Raw genomic sequence first — 20475 nt, 5'->3', positions numbered from 1 at the left:
TTCATAAGAGAAGAAATCCCCGGCAGTCTGCTGCCGGGGATATCTTCTCTTATCCAATACAGTTTAATGTTCAGCAAGCTTTATGGTCAGTTCATCATATGCTTTGAGGTCAGAGAAAGTACTCTCTTTATCATTGATATTCGCAAGTTTACAGTGAAGAGGAAATAGGGAAGCCTGAACTTCAAAAATATCAACTTCTTTAGAAATCCCGTCCCGAAAATCCTTTTTTTTCTCAATAGGAAAGGAAAGGGTATTCGCATTGATTTCTTTTCCTGTATTGGAGGCAACTCTCCAATAGGTATTGGAGCTTCCTCTGGGGAGGACCACTCGAATGATCGATTTTGCGTCTTTGATGACAATGGTCTGTTTTTCACATGCACTAGCTTTTGTTTCAGAACTTAGATCCATGTGATAACAATTTTCATTGATTAGGAGAAAGTCTTGCTTCGGAAATCCGTACTCATCCTTTGGAAAAAGAAATATGATTTCTTCCTTTTCTGTATGGGGATGACTATTCGTTTGACAAGCGCTTAAAAAAACGAGAAGAACTAGGCTAAGCACTAGAATTGGTATTTTTAAAACTCTAATGTGAATTGCCATGATAATCGATCTCCTCCTAATGTATATGAGAAGTTGCCGTTAGAATTAAGAGTTACACTTTTGCGGATACCGCCATTTGGCTCTAATAAAACTAAGATCTTACTGTTACCAAAATTTTGTTCCCACTCCTGGTATCCAATTAATGCAATAGAATGTCTACCATTCCCCACTAACCGAAGATGTAGAGGAGAGTTTCTATTAATATGATATTTAACAGTGTTAAAAGGAATAGTATCGGTTTGTTTGGGATATAAGCCCCAATGGTTATACGCTTTTTTAATTTCAGTTAAGCCTCCAGGACGTCCTGGATTTTTTGGATAAACATAGTTCGCTACATTAGATGCGTTTAACGAATATCCATATTCATAGTTAATAATTGCTGCACAAGTAGCTGCCCAACACCAAGGATTCTTCCCTTGAGAAACTCCTTTTACATTTAAAATCTTCTGTGATTTTATGTTAACAGGGGCTCTGGCCGCAATAAAAGTATTTAAATCAAGCTGTTTAAGTGTGAATCTCTTGAGCAACGGTTGATAGTGATTAATAAAAAATGTCATTTTACTTTTATTGATTTTTTCTTGAGGAAAAGATAGAAGATCTATTTTTTCTATTCCATTGAAGGCTGATACACTCCAACCATCTGTAAGAAGGATAAATTCTCCAGATCGCTCAGATTCTAAAAATAACTGCAGCTGTTTACTAAATGACGTTGAAAGAGAGGAGACGAATTCATTCTCTACTTTCGTCACATCCAATATAAATTTTATTTCTCCATGAGACTTTACAGGAAAGCAGAAAGAATAGGTGTTATTGACTGTATTAAATATACTAATTGGCTCACATAAATAATACTCTCCTATATTTTCTCTTATTTGTCTGGATTCCAATAAAGCAGAAAGGTGTTGAATGAAAATATTGTTTGCATAGGTTTTCGTATCCAGATCTGCAGTCAAGGTAACAATGCTTGATTTGGATAGAGATTCTGTTTGATTTGCTGAAACGAATGAAAGTGGCATTATCAAGAGTAAGATGAGCAAAATACAACCTATTTTTTTCATGTGAATCTCCTTTCTTCATAGAAACGTTTTCTAACATCAGTATACCATAAAATATTGTTTTATAATATTAATTATTAATAATAAAGACTTCTCAGAATATGTAATTAATATCAGTAGACCTATGATTAAGATAAATCAAACCCCCTTACCATGATCAGGGTAAGGGGGTTTGATCACTGTTATTATTCAGTTTTTATTGTCATTCTATTACTTCACTTGATCCACCAGGGCCTTGAAATCCTCAGGCTGATGGATGGCCATCTCGGAGAGCATCTTCCGGTTGATCTCAATGTTGTTCTTCTTGAGACCGGCCATGAAGCGGGAGTAGTTGGTTCCGTTGGACCGGCAGGCAGCATTGATCCGGGCGATCCAGAGCTGGCGGAACTGACGCTTGCGGAGCTTCCGTCCCACGTAGGCATATTGCATGGACTTGATGACAGCCTGCTTTGCGGTTCTAAAAAGGGTATGTTTGGAACCAAAGTACCCCTTGGCTTGCTTTAGTACATTTTTGTGATTCTTTTTGGCGTTGACGCCACCTTTAACTCTTGCCATTTTCTACCTCCATCCTAACGGGGCAACATATCATCGATACGCTTCATATCCGACTTGTGAACAGTTTTCGAATGACGAAGCTTGCGAACCGTCTTCTGGGGGTAATGGCCAGTGATATGGTTCATGCCTGAGGACCAGCGCTTGAGCTTGCCGGAACCGGTTCTTTTGAAACGCTTTGCGGAAGCTCTATGTGTCTTTTTTTTGATCTTTTTGACTGCCATGTTATTCTCCTATCTACTCTTTATCAGGGTTGGGTTCGAGGAACATCACCATACTGCGACCTTCCATGGTCGGCTTCTTGTCAATAACCCCACTATCACCAACCAAGTCGACAAACTGGTCCAGGACTTCACGACCTAAGTCCTTATGACCCAGCTCACGTCCCCGGAAGCGGACGGAGATCTTGCAGGCATCTCCACCGTCCAGGAAGCCCTTGACCTTAGCGGCCTTGGTTTCCAAGTCATGCTGCTCGATCCGTGGGGAGAGGCGCATTTCCTTGGTTTCCTTGGTCTTTTGGTTTTTCTTCTGTTCCTTGAGCCTCTTAATCGAGTCGTAACGGAACTTGCCGTAATCCATGAGCTTGGCCACCGGAGGTTTGGCTTGGGGGGACATGAGGACCAGGTCCAAATGTGCCTCTTCCGCCCTCTGTTGGGCCTCTTCAATGGGGATGATGCCGATCTGCTCGCCGTCATCACCGATCAAGCGGACTTCCTGGGCGCGAATCTGCTCATTGATGATTAATTCCTTAATGGTGCACCTCCTAAAAATAAAAAAATAGCGGACAAAGTGCCCACTATACTCATTACCACCGGAAAAGACCTTGAATGGGTCAAGGTGGAAGTTTTCACGAGTAACCGAACGAGCCCTGGCTGTCGGTGAGAGTGGGAACCCTGCTTCAACGCTCTTATTGTAAAGGCCTTCCGGCCATCTGTCAAGGGCTTCCCCTCCAATTTCATTGTCATGAAGGCGACTATCTATTAAAATAGACATGCTTAGCGGTTATAGAAAGGAAGGCCCCTATTCATGCAAAAAAGACCACTTATTGGGATAACCGGTCATTATACTCCTGATGACCGTTTGGGCCCGATGCTTCATATCGGAGTGTCCGGACAATCCTATGATGTGATAAACCATGATTTCATCTCTGCTGTTGAAAGAGCAGGAGGAATACCCTTTATTATTCCTTATACCGAAAATTTTGAGTTAAGAAAGACCTATGTTGACCTGGTGGACGGCCTCATCTTCACGGGAGGGACGGACCCCATGCCTTCACTCTATGGAGAGGATAGCCGAAAAGAGTTGGGCACCACCGTTCCCGAGAGGGACCTCCAGGAATTGGACCTGGCCCGTTTAGCCTACGACCAGGAAGGGCTCCCTATTTTAGGCATTTGCCGGGGGATCCAGGTCTTCAATATTTCCCGGGGAGGATCCCTCTACCAGGACATTCCCAGCCAGTATGAGAGTGAGATCGCTCATAGCAATGAGTCCATCCCGAAATTTTATGGGAGCCACCAGGTTTGTGTGGAAGAGGGCTCCATCCTTGAAGGGATTGTGGGAAGCGGAAAGCTTTGGGTCAATTCCTTCCACCACCAGGCGGTAAAGAAGGTGGGGGAGGGCTTGAGGGTGGTCGCCAGAAGCCGAGACGGCTTGGTGGAAGCCCTGGAAGGTGAGGAACGTCAGGACCTCCTTTTCGTCCAGTGGCATCCGGAGATGATGGCCGAAAAAGATGAGGCCCAGCAGGCCATCCTGAATTGGTTGGTGACTCGTGCCGGAGAGAGGAAGAAAAAGTGAATTTCCAAAAACGCTTGTTCAAGAGGATTCAAAAGTCCCCTCCGCTTTTCTTTCTCCTCGCCTACCTGACCGTCATCCTGATCGGGACCCTCCTTCTCTGCCTGCCCTTTTCGTCAGCGGAGGGGAGTTTTACTTCGCCTGTTGATGCCTTCTTTGTTTCGACTTCCGCCGTTTGTGTCACCGGCCTGACTCCGGTGACCACAGCCTCCTTCTGGTCCCCCTTAGGCCAAGCCATCATCCTTCTCTTAATCCAACTCGGCGGTCTGGGGGTTATGACCGCGGTCGGTGCCCTGGCCCTTTTAACGGGGAGAAAGCTGGGCATGAGCCAGAGGGTTATTTTTATGGAGGAAAAAAATGAGGATGAGCTGACCGGACTGGTTCGTTTTTTGAAATTTATTCTCAAGGCCACCTTCCTGATCGAAGGGATAGGGGCCGTTATCCTGGCCAGTCAAATGGTCCCCCAATTTGGCCTGATCAAAGGCCTTCTTTACGCCATCTTCCTGTCCATATCCGCCTTTTGTAACGCCGGATTTGATCCCCTGGGGCCGGTATCCCTATCGGACTATTCCGCCAACCCTGTGGTCCTTCTGACTATAGCGGGCCTCATCATCGTTGCCGGTTTGGGTTATGTCGTCTACATCGACTTCTTCTTCCGAAAGACCAAGAGGATCCGCCTCCAAACCAAGATGGTCACTGCCATAACCCTTCTCCTCCTGACCCTGGGTACCCTGGGCATTTTCCTCATGGAATATGGAAATCTTTCCACCATCGGGGGGATGACTTTGGGAGAGAAGACCCTGAATGCCTTTTTCCAGTCGGCCAGCCTCCGGACCGCCGGATTCTTCACCTTCGACCAGGCGGCCATGACCAGGCCTTCCTCCCTCTTTTCCTGCTTCCTCATGTTTATCGGAGGCTCACCTGGAGGAACCGCCGGCGGTCTTAAGACGACAACCATGGCGGTCCTGGTCCTGGGCCTGATTGCCCGCGTCCGCCATACCCGGGACCTCCCTGTTTTTCACCGGAACTGCACCCGAGAAAACTTCCAACAGGCCCTGATCCTTTTTACCGCTTCTATCTTTTGGATTACCATCGTCGGTTTTCTTATCCAGCTGGTGGAAGCTGATAAAGATTTTTTGGATCTCTTTTTTGAAGTGATTTCGGCCTATGGGACAGTGGGCTTGAGTCGAGGGATTACCGGAAACCTCCATGCCCTGTCCAAGATCCTGGTGGCCATCACCATGGTCTTTGGGAAGATCGGTCCGGTAACCATGTTAGGGGCCCTCTTGCGGCCGGCCAAGTATCGGGGACACCGGGTAGCGGAAGAGTCCGTTATGATCGGATAAGGAGATAATGATGAAAAATTTTGATAGCTTTGCGGTTTTGGGATTGGGACGGTTCGGGAGCAATGTGGCTAAGGAACTGGCCTCCCTGGGGAAGGAAGTTCTCGTGGTGGACTATGATGAGGACAAGGTCAATGAGATGGCCGAATTTGTCACCTATGGAGTGACAGCGGATGTGGGCCAGGAAGGGACCCTCGACGGCATTGGGATATCCAATGTGGACTGCGCCATCATCTCCCTCACCGAGGATTTCGAGGCCGCCCTCATGGCGGTCACCATCTGCAAGGAAAAGGAAGTCCCCTACATCATTGCCAAGGCCATGTCCGAGCGCCATGCCCGGATCCTTCTAAGAGTAGGGGCCAACAAGGTCATCCTTCCGGAAAAGGAGATGGGGTCCCGCCTGGCCCATAAGCTGGCCGGCGGCTCCCTCTTTGATGCCCTCGGTGAATCCTCCGACTACTCGGTCTCCAACCTCCCGGTTCCGGACAGCTGGATCGGCAAGAGCCTGGGTGATATTGGTGTCCGGATGGTTTACAACGTGACCATCATCGCTGTCCAGAGGGAAGAAGACCTCATGCTCAACCCTGCCACAGATTTGACTTTTGAAGTGGGGGACCGGGTCTATGTCTTGGGCAAGCAGGAAGACATCCTTAACTTGGACCACCGTGCCAAGGAAGAAGAGGAATAGGAGGAAGGGATGGACCGGATCGATTCAGCCGGTAACGGTCGCTACAAGGCCTGGAAAAAATTGAAAACGGTCCATGGCCGGAAGAAGCAGGAAGCTTTCCTGGTGGAGAGCCATAAATTGGTGGTGGAGGCCCTTCTTTCGGGCATGGATATGGAAGCCCTGGTCATTGACCGGGAGAAGATGGACCGGACCCTGCCGCTTTTTATTGCCAATCTCAAGGAACGACATCGGGAAAAAAACGAGTTTGAAGAAGACATTTCCCTAAAAGTGGAAAATGAGTTAAAAGCGATTCTGGATTCCGGGGGAGGAGACTACATCAGCCAGGAGATCGCCGGCTGGGTTAAGGACCGGGCCGTCCTCCTGCCTCATGCCCTCTTTGAAGACCTCTCCTCGATGGAAAACTCGGATGGGCTTTTAGCGGTCATCCGGGAACCGGGATCGGATGGGCGGTTTGTCGGTTTCCGTCAACCGGGCCTATACCTGGTTCTTGACGGCATTCAGGATCCGGGAAATCTAGGCACCCTCCTTCGGACAGGAGAAGCCTTGGGCTTTCACCGGGTCCTCTTGGTGGATTCCTGTGACCCCTCCAATGAAAAGGTCCTTCGGGCCTCCATGGGGGCCTCCTTCCGCCTGGAAATTTGCCGGTCCAGTGAAAAAGATGCCCTGGTATGGAAGGAAGAAAGCGACATTCCTTGGCTGGGAGCGGATATGGAAGGGGAGGATTACCGGCTCTTCCCCAAGAAAGATCCCCCCCTGGCCCTGGTGATAGGATCAGAAGGTCAGGGCATCCGACCGGGTTTTATGGCGGTCTTGGATGGGAAAGTCTCCATCCCTATGGCCCCCCAGGTGGAATCCCTAAATGCAGCGGTTTCGGGAGCGATCCTCATGGCCTACTTTTCAACCATCTGATGGGCCTGGGAATTCGGAAAGATGAAGGATTCCCTATTTTACGATATAATTAATTTTTAGTTACCAAGCATCATTGTCGATGGTCGGCGTCCGAGTCCGGGCCCTGCCTTCGCTTTACCGATGAGGAGGAAATATGATCGAAGAAGTCAGAGCATTAGTGGAGGAGGCCCAGGAAGCCATCCAATCGGCTGACCGTTTGGAGGACCTGGAAGACCTCCGGGTCAAGGTTCTGGGAAAAAAGGGAAGCTTGACCGAGGTCTTAAAAGGGATTAAAGACCTCAAGGGGGGGGAAAAGAAGGCCCTGGGTAAGGAAGCCAACTTGTCCAAGCAGGCCCTTTACCGGGCAATTGAAGACCGGAAAACGGAAATCATAGCCAACTCATCCGTAGTGGATGGGGCCCTGGACCTTTCCCGTCCGGGCAAGGCCCTGGAGACCGGCGCCCTCCATCCGATCACCCAGATGATGTACGACCTGAACGACGCCTTCCTTTCTTTGGGGTTCGAGATTTTCTCCGAGGATGACATCTCTTCGGAAAAGTATGCCTTCGACAATTTGAATTTCCCTCCCAACCATCCTGCCCGTGAGACCATGGATACCTATTGGCTGGAGGGGACAGAAGATAAGCAGGGCTTTGAACGCCTGGCCCTTCGCCCCCATTTGACAGGGGCTTCGGTCCGGTATCTGAAGAAATATGGGGCTCCGGCCCGTTTCGTCTATCCCGGTCAGGTTTTCCGCAATGAGACCACCGATGCCAACCATGAGCGGGCATTCTCTCAATATGAGGCCCTGATCGTCGATAAGAATTTTTCCTTTGCCTCCGGTCAGCTCCTAATCGATACCATTTTGGAAAAAGTCTTCGGACACCCGGTAAATACCCGTATGCGGGCCGGATTCTTCCCCTTTGTGGAGCCGGGCTTTGAAATTGATATGGAATGCCAGGTCTGCATGGGCAAGGGTTGCCGGACCTGCCACCACAGCGGTTGGCTGGAAGTCATGCCGGGTGGATCCCCCCATCCCAATGTCTTGAAAGCGGCGGGCCTGGATCCTGAGGTCTGGTCCGGATTCTATATTAACATCGGCTTGGACCGCCTGGTCATGATGCGATATGGGGTGGATGACGTCCGTCTCTTCCACTCCGGCGACCTTCGTTTCCTGAAACAATTCCGTTAGGAGGAAGTATGCTCATATCCTATAAATGGTTAAATTCTTATGTAGACCTGCCTCAGGACCTGACCATGGAAGACCTGGCCTATGACTTGACCATGCGGACTGTGGAAGTGGAATCCACCACGGACCTCCGTGAAAAATACCAAAATATTGTGGTCGGGATCATCAGAAAAGTCAGCCCTCACCCGGATGCTGACCGCCTCAGGGTCTGCCTGGTGGATATCGGCAGGGGAGAGGATGTTCAAATTGTCTGTGGGGGCAGCAACATCGTCGAAGGTCATGCCGTGATTTGCTCCTTACCCGGGGCATATGTTGTCTGGCATGGGGAAGGAGAGCCGGTCAAGATCAGCGAGAGCAAGCTCCGCGGAGTCGACTCCTACGGGATGATCTGTGGAGCCGGTGAAGTGGGCCTGTCCGACCTTTTCCCTGCTCCTGAAGACCATTACATCGTCGATCTCACCAAATCTTTGCCCGAAATGACCTTCAAGGCAGGAGAAAATATTGCTGACTTTTTGGGTTTAGATGACTTCATCATTGAGATTGAAAATAAGTCCTTAACTAACCGGCCCGACCTCTGGGGTCACTACGGCATTGCCCGGGAGCTGGCCGCCATCTACCACCGTCCCTTGAAAGCCCTTCCTGATGCTAAAGACTTCTTCGACAAGAACAAGGTGGAAGACTTCCCCCTCTCCATTGAAGACCCGGAAATCTGCCACCGTTTCTTAGCTCTTCACCTGGCCGGAGTGGATGACAGGAAATCCCCCCTTTGGCTTCAGACTTCCCTGATGAAGGTGGGCATCCGTCCCATCAACGCCCTGGTTGATTGGACCAATTATATGATGATGGTCACCGGGGTTCCCACCCATGCCTACGACGAGGACCATATTGTCGGAGGCCTCAGGGTACGTCGGGCCAAGGAAGGGGAAAAACTGACTCTTTTAGATGGGAAAGAACTTCAGTTGACCGATAAGGACATCGTCATCGCCGATGAGGATAAAGCCTTGGGATTGGCCGGATGCATGGGCGGGGCCCACGATTCCATCCAGGCGTCCACCAAGGAAACCGTCCTGGAAATTGCCAACTTCAAGCCTCAGATGATCCGGAAGACCGCCCAGCGCTATGGGATCCGGACGGAAGCCTCCCAGCGCCATGAAAAAGGCCTGGATACCCAGCGAATGGACCAGACCCTGGGGGTGGCCATGGCCCTTTTCCGGGAGCTCTTCCCGGAGGTCAGGGCGGTCGCCTTCGCCGACCTGACCTTGGAAGAAACCTGTCCGAAAGAAGTGGAAATTTCCATGACCTGGCTGTCTGACCGCCTGGGACGGGAAGTGGATGGAGAAGAGGTTGAGGCCCTGCTCCAACCCCTGGGCTTCTCTCTGGAGAAAGAAGAGGGCGACCACTACCGGGTTCTGGTTCCCAGCTGGCGGTCGACCGGGGATGTTTCTCTTCCTGACGATATTTTAGAAGAAGTCGCCCGGATGATCGGCTATGAAAACTTTGACCTAAAAGCTCCTCGTGTTGCACTTACTAAGGCTGTCAACCAAAGAAATGAAGATTTGGACCGGTCAATCCGTGAATTCCTGGCTTTCCAGGCCGGGACCTATGAGATCATGACCTATCCCTGGTCCAGGGAGGAGAGTCTTTCCGCTTTGGGACTGGCTGAGGAAGAGGCCCTTACCCTTGCCCAGCCCCCGGCTCCCAACCAAGCGAAACTCCGCCGGAGTCTGGTCGCCAACCTCATGGATGCCGTGGTATCCAATGTCCGTTTCTACGACCGCTTCCGTATCTTTGAGCTGGCCCAGGTCTATCAGCCGGGACAGAGTCACCCATCGGAGGAAGCCGAGACTCTCCCCCTCATGCACCGGGAACTTTGCCTGGCTTTGGTTGGACAAGATGCTAAAGAACTATTTTATGAAGGTAAAGGAATTTTAGAAGCCATGCCCCGGGCAGTACAAGTTGACCCTATAAGCTTCCGCCAGGAAGCCAAGCCCTCCTGGGCGGATAGGAATGCCTGGATCAACATTTTCTATCGGGGCAAGTCCATTGGAGCCATGGGGCTGGTGTCCAACATGGTAAAGAGAGATTTAGACCTGAAATACCATGATGCCTGCCTGATTTCCCTGGATGTGGAAGCCCTGGTTCCCTCTGACTCAAGAAATAACCGCTACCACGCACTTCCACTCTTTCCCCATGTTTTCCAGGATATTTCCCTGATTTTTGATGAGGGCATGTCTTGGTCCGCTATCATCAAACCCATCCTGGGTAAGGTTGAATCGGTGTCTTTTGTCGATGAATACCGGGGTGATCAGATTCCTCAGGGGAAAAAATCCATTACCCTGCGGGTAGAGCTGGCTTCAGAAGAGGGGACTTTGACCAACGCCCAGATTAATGAAAAGATGAAAGAGATTCGGGAGAATCTGGAAGAATTAGGCGGTTCCAACCGTTTCTAAGAGGAATATTTAATACCGGAGGGGAGGATGCCATGTCAGGCCAAGACCGGGAAGTCAACCGGATGCAAGTCACCATCAATGGAGACCGGTATGTCTTAAAGAGCAAGAAAAACAAAGAAGAGATGGAGCGGGTGACAAATTATGTCAACAGAAAGATCGGAGAAATCAGCCGTTCTGACCTCCGCTTTAATAAGACCATGCAAACCACCCTGGCGATGATGAATATGGCCGATGACCTCTTCCTGGTTCAAGATCAATTGGAAGAAATTAAGGCGGAAAAAGAGGGCTTGGAGGAAGATATCCAGGCCCTTCAGAGGGAGAATAAGGAAATGAAAGACCGTCTCCACCGCCAGGAAGAAGCCTCTTATGACCGGGAAGAAGATCTTAAGGCCCTCCGGCAAAACCTGAAAGAGGCCGAAGACAGGATTCTCCTTCTTTCCAAGCAGTTTCAAGAGTATCGGCGGACCCACCGATAAAGGAGGTTCCGATTGGTCAATCACTTAGAGAACGGACAAGAAAAGCCCCCTTGTCTTCCCGAGATCCTGGCGCCGGTTGGAAATGATGACATGGCCCGGGCTGCCCTTGCGGCCGGGGCGGATGCCATTTACCTGGCCGGCCTTTCCTTTGGGGCACGTGCCTACGCTGATAACTTTACCAAGACTGGCTTGAAAGAAACGATTCGTCAGGCTCACCTGGCAGGGAGTAAGGTTTATATCACGGTCAACACTGCCTTAAAAGAGGAAGAGGTGGAAGAGGCTTTTCAGACTTTAGTTGATCTTTATGAGATGGGAGCGGATGCCATTATCATCCAGGATCCCGGCCTAATCAACCTTGCCCATACCTTACTTCCCGACCTGCCCCTGCATGGATCAACCCAGATCTCCGTCAACGCCCTTTCGGGTGCTCTCCTGGCTCAGCATAGGGGATTAGACCGTCTGGTTATGGGCCGGGAAATGTCTCAGGAAGAGGTGGGTCTGGTCCTGGAAAATACCGACCTGGAAGTGGAGGTCTTCGTCCATGGATCGCTTTGTATTTCTCAATCCGGTCAGTGCCTTCTTTCTTCCTTTGCGGGAGGTCGATCAGGAAATCGTGGACGGTGTGCCCAACCCTGCCGGAAGACATATTTTCTGAAAAAACCAAATGGCCAAGTTCTTGGTCCTGCTGACACCTATCTTTCTCCTCGGGATCTCATGACCTTAGATCAGGTGGCAGTCTACCGGGAGATGGGCGTTCATTCGCTGAAAATTGAAGGACGGATGAAAAAGCCGGAATATGTCTATGCGGCGGTTAAAGCTTACCGGGAGGCCCTCCGAGGGAGTAAGCCTGACCCGACCCCATTGGCCCTCATGACCAACCGGCCTTTCACCTCAGGCTATTTCTTTAATGAGTTCGGACGGTCAATGGCCTATTCCAAGGAAGAAGAAACCGGAGTCTTTCTGGGGAAAATCGACCGACAAGGAAAGACCCCTTTCCTTCGAGCGAATAGGGACCTTAATAGAGGGGACCAGATTCGAGTTCAGGGTGGCCGCTCTGCCTTCCCTTTGACGCTAAAGGAGGATCTCCCTCAAGGACAAGCCCTCTTTTTTTCGGATTACCCCGATTTACTTCCGGGTTCTTCAGTTAATGCCATTTACACCGGACAAATCCGTGTTGCCTTAGAAAAAGAGTTGAAGAAAGATAAAGAGGGGAAGATTCCTCTCATTATGGATCTTTCCTTTAAGGTGGGTCGTCCCCTATCTGCCTCCTTTAGGGCCAAGGGTCACACTGTTTTCCTGGAAGGAAACCGGGTCGATCCGGCTAAAAATCACCCCTTATCTCCGGAGGATCTTGGTTCATCCCTGGCAAAACTGGGGAACACGCCCTTTTTCCTGGAGGACCTCCGGGTTGATATGGAGGGGGAGGGCTTCCTTCCCATGGGAGCCATTAATGCCTTCCGCCGAAAAGGAGTTGATCTTCTCGTAGAGGAAATGACCCTTCCTTCACGCCCTAGACTGGACCGACAGGATCTAGAGGCTCGGATGACTTCCCTGAAGAAAGACCGAGATCAAGCTTCCTGGCCAATGGAAAAGAGGGAGGATCCCACTCTTTTCTTCCGAACTGAACAGGGTCCCGACACCTATTCTTCTACAGAAATAGCCGGGATGGACCTGGTGATTACCGAAGATCCGACTGTAGTTTCCGCCTGGACAGAGGCCGGCAAGGAAGTCTTCCTGGTCATGCCTGAACTCCTGGAAAGCCGGCATTTTGAGGACTTTCTGGATCAGGCCGAGGAAGGCCTGAATATGGCCAAGGGGGTTTACCTTCCTACCATCAACGAATGGGGGAGGGTGAAAGAAATTCCGGAAGATAAGGACCTTATCCTGGGTCCGGGTCTTCAGGTTTTCAATGCATGGGCGGCCCATGCCCTTCGAAAGGAAGGGGAGGCTCTCTTGGGCAAAGAGGTCTTTCGCCACCGCCTTCGAGCCATCATTCCCTCAACAGAACTCACGAGTGAGGAATATCGGACCCTATTTGATTACCCCATGCCCTGGCTACTTCCGGTCTATGGACGGATGACGGGAATGGTTCTCCGTCATTGTCCCGCGTCTTTGATTAAGGGGTGTCGGGGTGATCGGAACTGTCCCCGCTGCTCTTTCCGTAAGGATCTCTACCTGGAGGATGACTTTGGGAATCGGGAGCTTATCCGTACCAATCGAACCAGTCGCCTCCTTTTGCCCGAACTCCTGGACCTCCGGATAAATCCTGACCTGGTTAAGGGACTGACCTCCCGATTCCTGGTGATTGACCGGGGAGAGGGAGAGGCCGGAAAGGTGGCCAGCCAATGGAAAAAGGGAAATCTACTTCCTCCCAGGGACCAGGGCCGGAAGGAAACCAGGACCTTTGCAAGGGGATTGGGACACTATACGATGGAGATTGAATAGGGTCGAAAATAGACCGTCAGGAAATAAGGGTTCTTCCCTGAAAGTAGGACATTCATGGATCAGCTTGTACTTGAAAGTTTGGAATTTAATAAAGTTTTAGACCGGCTTGCTCATTTTGCTGCCTCTCCTTTGGGAAAAGAAGCCGTGAAGAAGATCCGGCCTCTTTCCGATCCCGCTTATCTCAACCAAATTCAGGAAGAGACCCAAAATGCGGTCGACCTTCTCCTGGCGTATTCCAATCCTCCTTTATTCGGAATCTATTCGGTTCGTCCTGCCGTTAAGCGGGCCAGCCTGGGTGGAATTCTCTCCATGGGCCAACTTTTGGAAATTGCGGAAGGCCTTCGCGTCGCAAGGGCCCTCATCGATTATTGTAAGGAGGCGGAAACCAGCCATTTTGTCGCTGAAATTCGTTCTCTTTTTGTGCAAAAAGGCCTGGAAGAATCCATCACTTCAGCCATTGAAGCCGAAGGGGTAATGAATGACTCCGCTTCATCCGCCCTCTTTCGGATCCGCCGGGCGATGAAAGCCAAGCAGGATTCGGTTCGAGGAAAACTGAATGATATTATGATCTCTGCCGGTCAGGCAGGCTATTTGAGTGAAAACCTCATCACTATGCGGGACGGTCGCTATGTCCTCCCGGTCAAGGCAAAGTCCCGAGGATCCTTCCGGGGACTGGTTCATGACCAATCCGCTTCTGGGGCTACGGTCTTTATGGAACCCTTGGCCATCGTGGAACTCAACAACGAGATTCGAGAACTGGAGGGGGAGGAGAAGGAGGAAATCCAGCGGATTTTGGCTGATTTTTCCATGGAAGTGGCCAGTTTTGCCGATGAGATTTCCGGAAACGAAGGAAAGCTTCAATATATCGATAAGACCTTTGCTAAGGCAAAATATGCCCTGGAGATTCATGGATCCCGACCCTTCTTTACTGATGACCGGTCCATTGATTTGAAAGAAGCCCGGCATCCCCTTTTGGGTAAAGATGTCGTGCCGATTGATTTCTCTTTAGGGGAAGACTTTTCGACCCTCATCATCACCGGTCCAAATACGGGCGGAAAGACCGTTACCTTAAAGACTGTCGGCCTCCTCCAGGTCATGGGCCAATCCGGCCTCCAAATCCCCTGCCGGTCCAACTCCAAACTGGGGGTTTTCAAGTCCATCTATGCTGACATCGGAGATAAGCAATCCATTGAACTCTCGCTTTCTACTTTTTCCGCATCCATGGACAACATCATTAAAATTTTGGCCAATGCTGATTCCCGTTCCCTCCTCCTCTTTGACGAGATCGGATCGGGGACGGATCCGGTGGAAGGGGCAGCCCTGGCTATGGCCATCTTATCTCGTCTGACCCGTCGGGGAATACGGACGGTAGCGACCACCCATTACAGCGAGCTTAAGCTTTTCGCTATCCGGTCTCCCGGCGTTCAGAATGCCTCGGTGGAATTTGATGTTCAAACCCTTTCACCCACTTACCGTCTACAGATCGGCCTTCCCGGACGGTCCAATGCCTTTGAGATCACCAAACGATTGGGCATGCCTGAAGATCTTTTAGATGAAGCCAAGAGTCTGGTAGACTCGGATACGGTTCAATTCGAGGATGTTCTTCAGGATATTGAGAGAAGCCGGGAAGAAACCCGCCTGGCCCGGGAGAGTATGGAAAAAGAAAGACAGGAATACCAGGAAAAACTATCCGCTATGAAAGCGGACCTCGACCGGTCAAAGACCGACTATGAGAAAAAGTTGGAGGCCTCCAAGAAGGAAGCCAGAGACCTCCTTCAAGAAGCCAGAGACCAGGCTCAGCGGATGATTCGGGAGGCAAAAAAAGCCATCGATCAGGTTGAAGATAGTCGAGATCTGGACCGAACCCTGACCGCAGTCAATGACCGGGCAAAGGCCATGGAAGGCCGTCTGGGCGGTTCCGGTCCCGTCAAAAAGAAGATGAAACCCCACAAGGCTCCTCAGGGACTGAAAATCGGGGAAGCCGTGGAAATTCTCTCCATTGGTGATGAGGGAAGGATTGTAGATGGACCGGATAAAAATGGAGATGTTATGGTTCAGATGGGGATCCTTAAGGTCAAAGCCAATGTTAATGACCTCCGAAGGATGGAGGATGATGGAAATTCTTCCAAAAATCAAGGTCAAACGCAGTTAATTATTCAGCGCAGAAAAGATGCCGGGATTTCTTTGGAACTGGACTTGCGAGGGGAGCGATTTGAGTCGGCAATGGACCGAGTTGACCGTTACCTGGACGACGCGGTGTTAGCCGGTTTGGAGAAAGTTCGTATTATTCATGGAAAAGGAACGGGAGCCCTCAGACAGGGAGTTCAGGAGTTTCTTGCCAGGGACCGTCGAGTAAAAAGCTACGAGTTTGCCAAGCCCGACCAGGGTGGCAGCGGGGTAACAGAGGTGGAACTCAAGTAAAGGGAGGAAGGATGAAGGATTTCGCACTGGTTTATCAGAGATTATTCAAGGAGATCAAAGATCATATTAAGGGCTTGCCCGTCCTGGTCTTGGCTTTTATTTTATACTTGACACTGACGAATTTGGTTAACAACCTTTTTACCCAGATGGGCAATTCCATTCTTAGCGGATTTATCCGCTGGTTTATTCAATTGGCCATCCTCACTCATTTAGCCGGCTTACTGACCAGACTTTTTCGTCGAGGGAGCCTGACCATGGAAGACCTGGCCGAGTATGACCAGGGTTACTTGGCTCCCTTGAGCCAGGTTTACTTTGTTTTCTACCTGGTGGAAATGCTGGCCGCCAGCTTAGGCCGTCCTATCCTGGCTTCAACAGGCTACCTCATTCTTTTTCTCGTCTGGTCTGTTTTTATCAGCCCGGCCTATGAGGAGGTTTACCAGTCCGGTGAGACCATGAACACCATTTTTTCTTCACTTCTCCATTTTTGGAAGGAAAATATTCTTATCGTGATTCCCTATGTCCTGGTCGCCATCTTGATTTACCGGAGCCTGGGAATGGGGTGGTCAATCATGGCTTCCATTCCCGGAACGGAGTCCTTTATTTTTATTGTGGGATATGCCCTTCTCAAGGCCGTCTTCTATTACACCAAAGGGTTACTCTTTATGATCCTGTCCCGGACCTCAAAGAGATCCCGGGCCTACCATGAAAGGAGCCGGTATTGAGACTTGAGGATTATTTTATCCGGTTTACCAAAGATCTGGCCTACCTTGACTTGAAGGAGGACGCTCAAAAGAAATGGGGGATAGGTCCAATTCCCCTGCCTATCCGCCTTCAGGATTTTCTCGGAGGTATTGAGAATGGACATTTGGACCAGGAGATTGAGTATTCCTTTTTTGTGAAAGGGATGATTTGGAACTTGGGGATTGATCCCGACTTCACTTATGCGAAAGAGTATAAGGATCTTTTGGGCCGAACGGTTAAAGAGGCCGACCGATTTGCTCTTCAAATGGGCTTGGAGGCGGAAGCCAAAGGGAAGAATGTAGATGCCCTGATTGCTTTTCGTTCAGCTTCCATAATCAATCCGGAAAATACGTCGGCCCTTATTCACCTGGGGGATCTCCTGTGGAAAATTCCCTCTCTCAGTGAAGAGGATCGGGAAGATATGGTTCACCAAGCCTCCCATATTTTGGAAAAAGCTTTGGATATGGATGATCGTTCCCCCCTGGCGAATATCGCCTTGGGTCAATTGAATGAGGGAATGGGTCATTATTCTAAAGCCACCGCCTATTACAAGCGGGCCCTGGAGTGGGCAGAGGATCCGGAGATGAAAGAAGAGGTCCGTTTGTTAATGGAGAATATTGAACCAGAAACGGAAATAGAGTCTGCTCTTTATTTCATGCGGCGGGCAGACTATTCCCGGTCGGTGGACATCCTGAGCAAGCTGGCAAAACATAGTAAGCGTTACGATGTTTGCTACTATTTGGGTTTAAGCTATCAGAATCTCTCCGCCTATGACCTGGCAGCATTTGCTTTCCAGGAGGCTTTGGACCGAGGTGGGGACTTTGAAGACCTGTATAACGGTTGGGTATATACGCTCAATGCCTGCGGAAAAAGGGACCAGGCTCTGGCTGCGGCAAATAAGGGATTGGACCGCTTTCCTGCCGCCCTCCGCCTCCGTTTTAATCGGGCCATCCTCCTTGCTCTCTCCGGAAAAAATGACCGGGCCATGGAGGACATCAATGAGCTCCTTTCCTATGATGATCTGTCGGATGAGTTTTTTAATGAAATCATGTCCCTTCGTGAGGAAATTTCCTAATAAAAACCCCTGCCCTTCGGTGAGCTTGATCGCTTCCGTTTGGCAGGGGTTTAGTTTTTTGATATGTTGATCATTACTCTCCCTGGGCAACCAGGAGTTTGGCAATCTCATCGGCCTTTCCGCATCCTGTGGTCAGGATGAGGTCATCCGGTGTCACTTTAGTTTTCAGGTAGTCCACCACATCCTGGTAGGTCTCTTGATAGACTGCCCGGTCACCCTGAGCGAGGACCTGATCCACCAATTCTTCCGAGCGGACAGATCCGTCGTCAACTTCACGGGCTCCGTATATTTTTGTAATGATGGCTTCATCGCAATCACTGAAGGTTTTTGCAAAGTCCTTCATCAGGGTTCGCGTCCGGGAGTAGGTGTGGGGCTCAAAAACACAGTAAAAACGACCTTTAACATGGGGATGAATGGTTTCCAGGGTGGCTTGGATTTCCGCAGGATGGTGGCCATAGTCGGTAAGAACCCGGGCACCGCGGAAGCTTCCCATATCCTCCATCCTCCGGTGGAGAGAACGATAGGATTCCAGACCCTTTTTGATGGTCTCAAAGGAAAGGCCGGCCGCTCGGGCAGCCAGGCTTGCCGCCATAGCGTGACGAATATTGAAATCCCCTAAAACCCCGAGTTGGATGTCCAGGCATTCTCCATCCTTAAAGACTAATGTGAATGCCGGCTGACCCAGGTTTGTATAGACAATGTTTTCTACATGAACATCCGCTTCATGATTGTCCATGGAGAAAAAAGCTACCTTTCCTTTGACGAAATCCTTTAAGCTTCGAGAGTTGGGGTCATCCATATTGAGGATGGCGAGACCGTCTTGGGGGATATTCTCCATATAGTGTTCAAAGGTATGGATGATGTCGTTCAAATCCTTGTAATAATCTAAATGGTCAACATCAATATTAAGGATGACAGCGATAGAGGGAAAGTAAAAGCGAATGTTTCCTTTATATTCACAGCCTTCAGCTAAAAAGATGTCTCCATCACCGCTTCGGCAGTTTCCTCCCATCTCATCCAGGGCACCCCCAATTAGGATGGTGGGATCTTCACCCTCGGCAGAGAGGAGGATTTCAGCCATCATGGAGGTGGTGGTGGATTTTCCATGGGCTCCTGAAATGGCAATGGAGTGTGCATAATTTCTCATGATGGCTCCCAGAACCCGGCCTCGGGAGACAACGGGTCGTCCTGTTGCCCGGGCAGCGATGAGTTCAGGATTTGTTTCCGGGATAGCATCGGTATAGACGAAGAGATCCTGGTCTTTGATGTTTTCCGCCTTTTGTCCAAAGACGATGGGAATCCCTTTTTTTCTGAGATGGTGGGTATAGGACCCTTCTTCTCGGTCGGATCCGGTGACCGTAAAGCCTTTATCGAATAAAAGTTCGGCAATACCGGACATGGAGGTGCCTCCGATGCCGATAAAGTGTATACTCTTTATTTGGGACCTTAGGGGGTCCATATCAAAAGTGAACATGCTTCCTCCTCTTCATGAAATCAACTCATAATAACACAAAATGGGAAGCTATGGCATGAACCGCTTCATTTGGGGGAAGGATTGTGTATAATGAAAACGAAAAAAGTCATTCAATTGAACCGGGAGGTCTGCAATGAGAGCTGTTGTCTTGGATAATGAATTTACCAAAGCCCTGAAGGAGGAAGGCAAGGAGGATCTCCTTACCCTTATGAACCATCCGATGGGAGAATTAGTGGAGAATGCTTGTCGTGATTTCGGATTGGAGACTGTCCCACTTTCTCAGCTAAGGGGTGAGGAAGAGGAAGTTTTTTTTATTTCTGCAGGTTTTCCCCTCCCCTTGGCAGGAACCATTCATGATTTTTTTGAGATGGCGTATACGGCCATCCGCGATGAGGGTCTGGAGATTGTTGCTTACCTCTGGGTGAAAGAGGAGGATAATCCGGACCTTCTTCATCAAATCCGGGAAAAGGATCTTGTTTTTGAAGACCTTATTCCTCTTTTTGATAGTCAACTGAAGGAGTGTAGAAGCTTAGATTTTAACCTTCCTCATATTTGTGACTTTTCCACTTTGGCCATGGCCGGTCATGCTATCCATGGTGAATATAACAAGCGACTGATGAAAGCCGGTGTTCGGATTGACCGGCCCTTTGATACGATTATCGATCCCGATGTTCAAATTGGAAAAGGGACCTGGATCCAGGGCTGCGTTCAAATTACCGGAAAAACGGTGATTGGAGAAAATTGCCGGATCACCGATGGCAGCAATATCGATCAATCGACCATAGGCGATAATGTCGTCATTCGTTCTTCAATCATTGAATCCTCCACTATGGAAGACGGATCCAATATTGGCCCCTTTTCCCACCTTCGTCCCCATGCCCACCTGGGCAAAGGGGTCCATATCGGAAACTTTGTTGAAGTAAAGAAGGCAAGCCTGGGCCAGGGAACCAAGGCCGGTCATCTTGCCTATATCGGGGATGCCGAGGTTGGGAATGATGTTAACATTTCTTGTGGGGTTATCTTCTGTAATTATGATGGAAAGAATAAACATCAGGCAAAAGTAGGCGATGGGGCCTTTATCGGGTCCAATGCCAACCTGGTGGCTCCGGTAGTGGTAGAAAATGAAGGCTTTATTGCTGCCGGTTCAACGATTACCACCCGGGTAGAGGAGGGGAGTCTGGCTGTTGAGCGGGCAGAGACAAAGATAATTCCGGGTTATGTGGCAAAGAGGAAGGAAAAAGGAACCCTGTAAAGACGTCATCATTCTTAAATTAGGGAGAGGTAGGG

18 protein-coding genes are annotated in these 20475 nt (G+C 49.8%); 12 read left to right on the top strand and 6 right to left on the bottom strand.

Annotated features, from left to right (window positions below):
* Positions 1–63 precede the first annotated feature (63 nt).
* The 5 genes from BN2373_RS07385 to infC all read right to left on the bottom strand — a co-directional run bounded on the left by BN2373_RS07385 (position 64) and on the right by infC (position 2948).
* The gene (locus BN2373_RS07385; protein ID WP_053943434.1) at positions 64–600 is read right to left on the bottom strand and encodes a hypothetical protein; all 537 of its coding nucleotides are present in this window, start codon (positions 598–600) and stop codon (positions 64–66) included.
* Complete coding sequence (locus tag BN2373_RS07380; protein WP_053943433.1) at positions 576–1658, bottom strand: papain-like cysteine protease family protein; 1083 nt, start codon at positions 1656–1658, stop codon at positions 576–578. The genes BN2373_RS07385 and BN2373_RS07380 overlap by 25 nt, the downstream gene beginning before the upstream one ends.
* Before the next feature lie 207 nt (positions 1659–1865).
* Positions 1866–2210, bottom strand: a complete 345-nt coding sequence (rplT, locus tag BN2373_RS07375; protein ID WP_053943432.1) for a 50S ribosomal protein L20 — start codon at positions 2208–2210, stop codon at positions 1866–1868.
* Positions 2211–2224: 14 nt separating this feature from the next.
* Positions 2225–2431, bottom strand: a complete 207-nt coding sequence (rpmI, locus tag BN2373_RS07370; RefSeq protein ID WP_053943431.1) for a 50S ribosomal protein L35 — start codon at positions 2429–2431, stop codon at positions 2225–2227.
* Positions 2432–2444: 13 nt separating this feature from the next.
* Positions 2445–2948, bottom strand: coding sequence for a translation initiation factor IF-3 (gene infC / locus BN2373_RS07365; protein WP_053943541.1), 504 nt, complete (start codon positions 2946–2948; stop codon positions 2445–2447).
* A gap of 285 nt (positions 2949–3233) precedes the next feature.
* Here infC and BN2373_RS07360 point away from each other — a divergent pair, with 285 nt between their 5' ends.
* The 11 genes from BN2373_RS07360 to BN2373_RS07310 all read left to right on the top strand — a co-directional run bounded on the left by BN2373_RS07360 (position 3234) and on the right by BN2373_RS07310 (position 17714).
* On the top strand, positions 3234–4001 hold the full coding sequence (locus BN2373_RS07360) for a gamma-glutamyl-gamma-aminobutyrate hydrolase family protein (protein ID WP_053943430.1): 768 nt from the start codon (positions 3234–3236) through the stop codon (positions 3999–4001).
* Positions 3998–5344 (top strand): TrkH family potassium uptake protein, encoded by a 1347-nt coding sequence (locus tag BN2373_RS07355; protein WP_053943429.1) that lies wholly within the window; start codon positions 3998–4000, stop codon positions 5342–5344. The genes BN2373_RS07360 and BN2373_RS07355 overlap by 4 nt, the downstream gene beginning before the upstream one ends.
* Positions 5345–5354: 10 nt before the next feature.
* Complete coding sequence (locus BN2373_RS07350; RefSeq protein WP_053943428.1) at positions 5355–6029, top strand: potassium channel family protein; 675 nt, start codon at positions 5355–5357, stop codon at positions 6027–6029.
* Between the two features lie 9 nt (positions 6030–6038).
* Positions 6039–6938 (top strand): TrmH family RNA methyltransferase, encoded by a 900-nt coding sequence (locus tag BN2373_RS07345; RefSeq protein WP_053943427.1) that lies wholly within the window; start codon positions 6039–6041, stop codon positions 6936–6938.
* Positions 6939–7071: 133 nt separating this feature from the next.
* Positions 7072–8109, top strand: a complete 1038-nt coding sequence (locus BN2373_RS07340; RefSeq protein ID WP_053943426.1) for a phenylalanine--tRNA ligase subunit alpha — start codon at positions 7072–7074, stop codon at positions 8107–8109.
* A gap of 8 nt (positions 8110–8117) precedes the next feature.
* On the top strand, positions 8118–10556 hold the full coding sequence (pheT, locus tag BN2373_RS07335) for a phenylalanine--tRNA ligase subunit beta (protein ID WP_053943425.1): 2439 nt from the start codon (positions 8118–8120) through the stop codon (positions 10554–10556).
* Positions 10557–10588: 32 nt separating this feature from the next.
* Complete coding sequence (locus tag BN2373_RS07330) at positions 10589–11032, top strand: cell division protein ZapA (protein ID WP_053943424.1); 444 nt, start codon at positions 10589–10591, stop codon at positions 11030–11032.
* 12 nt (positions 11033–11044) lie between these two features.
* Positions 11045–13477 (top strand): peptidase U32 family protein, encoded by a 2433-nt coding sequence (locus BN2373_RS07325; protein ID WP_053943423.1) that lies wholly within the window; start codon positions 11045–11047, stop codon positions 13475–13477.
* Positions 13478–13531: 54 nt separating this feature from the next.
* On the top strand, positions 13532–15898 hold the full coding sequence (locus BN2373_RS07320; protein ID WP_053943422.1) for an endonuclease MutS2: 2367 nt from the start codon (positions 13532–13534) through the stop codon (positions 15896–15898).
* Between the two features lie 11 nt (positions 15899–15909).
* Entirely contained in the window at positions 15910–16620 is a 711-nt protein-coding gene (locus BN2373_RS07315) for a hypothetical protein (RefSeq protein ID WP_053943421.1), read from the top strand.
* Complete coding sequence (locus tag BN2373_RS07310) at positions 16617–17714, top strand: tetratricopeptide repeat protein (RefSeq protein ID WP_053943420.1); 1098 nt, start codon at positions 16617–16619, stop codon at positions 17712–17714. Before BN2373_RS07315 ends, BN2373_RS07310 begins: the two co-directional genes overlap by 4 nt.
* Positions 17715–17787: 73 nt before the next feature.
* On the opposite strand, the gene murC is transcribed toward BN2373_RS07310, so the two are convergent.
* Entirely contained in the window at positions 17788–19188 is a 1401-nt protein-coding gene (murC, locus tag BN2373_RS07305; RefSeq protein WP_053943419.1) for a UDP-N-acetylmuramate--L-alanine ligase, read from the bottom strand.
* A 133-nt stretch (positions 19189–19321) separates the two neighbouring features.
* Between murC and BN2373_RS07300 the strand changes: the two genes are divergently transcribed.
* A complete protein-coding gene (locus BN2373_RS07300; RefSeq protein WP_053943418.1) occupies positions 19322–20440 on the top strand; it encodes a hypothetical protein in 1119 nt (372 codons plus the stop codon).
* Positions 20441–20475: the final 35 nt, after the last annotated feature.

It is taken from the genome of Kallipyga gabonensis, assembly GCF_001286805.1.
Taxonomy (GTDB): Bacteria; Bacillota; Clostridia; order Tissierellales; family Peptoniphilaceae; genus Kallipyga; species Kallipyga gabonensis.
This window is presented reverse-complemented; position numbering and strand designations above follow the sequence as displayed.

Excerpts from the sequence above, each read along its gene's own strand:
- BN2373_RS07345 (WP_053943427.1), top strand. The coding sequence starts at position 6,039 with ATGGACCGGATCGATTCAGCCGGTAACGGTCGCTACAAGGCCTGGAAA.
- BN2373_RS07385 (WP_053943434.1), bottom strand. The coding sequence starts at position 600 with ATGGCAATTCACATTAGAGTTTTAAAAATACCAATTCTAGTGCTTAGC.
- BN2373_RS07320 (WP_053943422.1), top strand. The coding sequence starts at position 13,532 with ATGGATCAGCTTGTACTTGAAAGTTTGGAATTTAATAAAGTTTTAGAC.
- BN2373_RS07380 (WP_053943433.1), bottom strand. The coding sequence starts at position 1,658 with ATGAAAAAAATAGGTTGTATTTTGCTCATCTTACTCTTGATAATGCCA.
- BN2373_RS07330 (WP_053943424.1), top strand. The coding sequence starts at position 10,589 with ATGTCAGGCCAAGACCGGGAAGTCAACCGGATGCAAGTCACCATCAAT.
- BN2373_RS07340 (WP_053943426.1), top strand. The coding sequence starts at position 7,072 with ATGATCGAAGAAGTCAGAGCATTAGTGGAGGAGGCCCAGGAAGCCATC.
- pheT (WP_053943425.1), top strand. The coding sequence starts at position 8,118 with ATGCTCATATCCTATAAATGGTTAAATTCTTATGTAGACCTGCCTCAG.
- murC (WP_053943419.1), bottom strand. The coding sequence starts at position 19,188 with ATGTTCACTTTTGATATGGACCCCCTAAGGTCCCAAATAAAGAGTATA.
- BN2373_RS07315 (WP_053943421.1), top strand. The coding sequence starts at position 15,910 with ATGAAGGATTTCGCACTGGTTTATCAGAGATTATTCAAGGAGATCAAA.
- rpmI (WP_053943431.1), bottom strand. The coding sequence starts at position 2,431 with ATGGCAGTCAAAAAGATCAAAAAAAAGACACATAGAGCTTCCGCAAAG.
- BN2373_RS07300 (WP_053943418.1), top strand. The coding sequence starts at position 19,322 with ATGAGAGCTGTTGTCTTGGATAATGAATTTACCAAAGCCCTGAAGGAG.
- rplT (WP_053943432.1), bottom strand. The coding sequence starts at position 2,210 with ATGGCAAGAGTTAAAGGTGGCGTCAACGCCAAAAAGAATCACAAAAAT.
- BN2373_RS07360 (WP_053943430.1), top strand. The coding sequence starts at position 3,234 with ATGCAAAAAAGACCACTTATTGGGATAACCGGTCATTATACTCCTGAT.
- BN2373_RS07350 (WP_053943428.1), top strand. The coding sequence starts at position 5,355 with ATGAAAAATTTTGATAGCTTTGCGGTTTTGGGATTGGGACGGTTCGGG.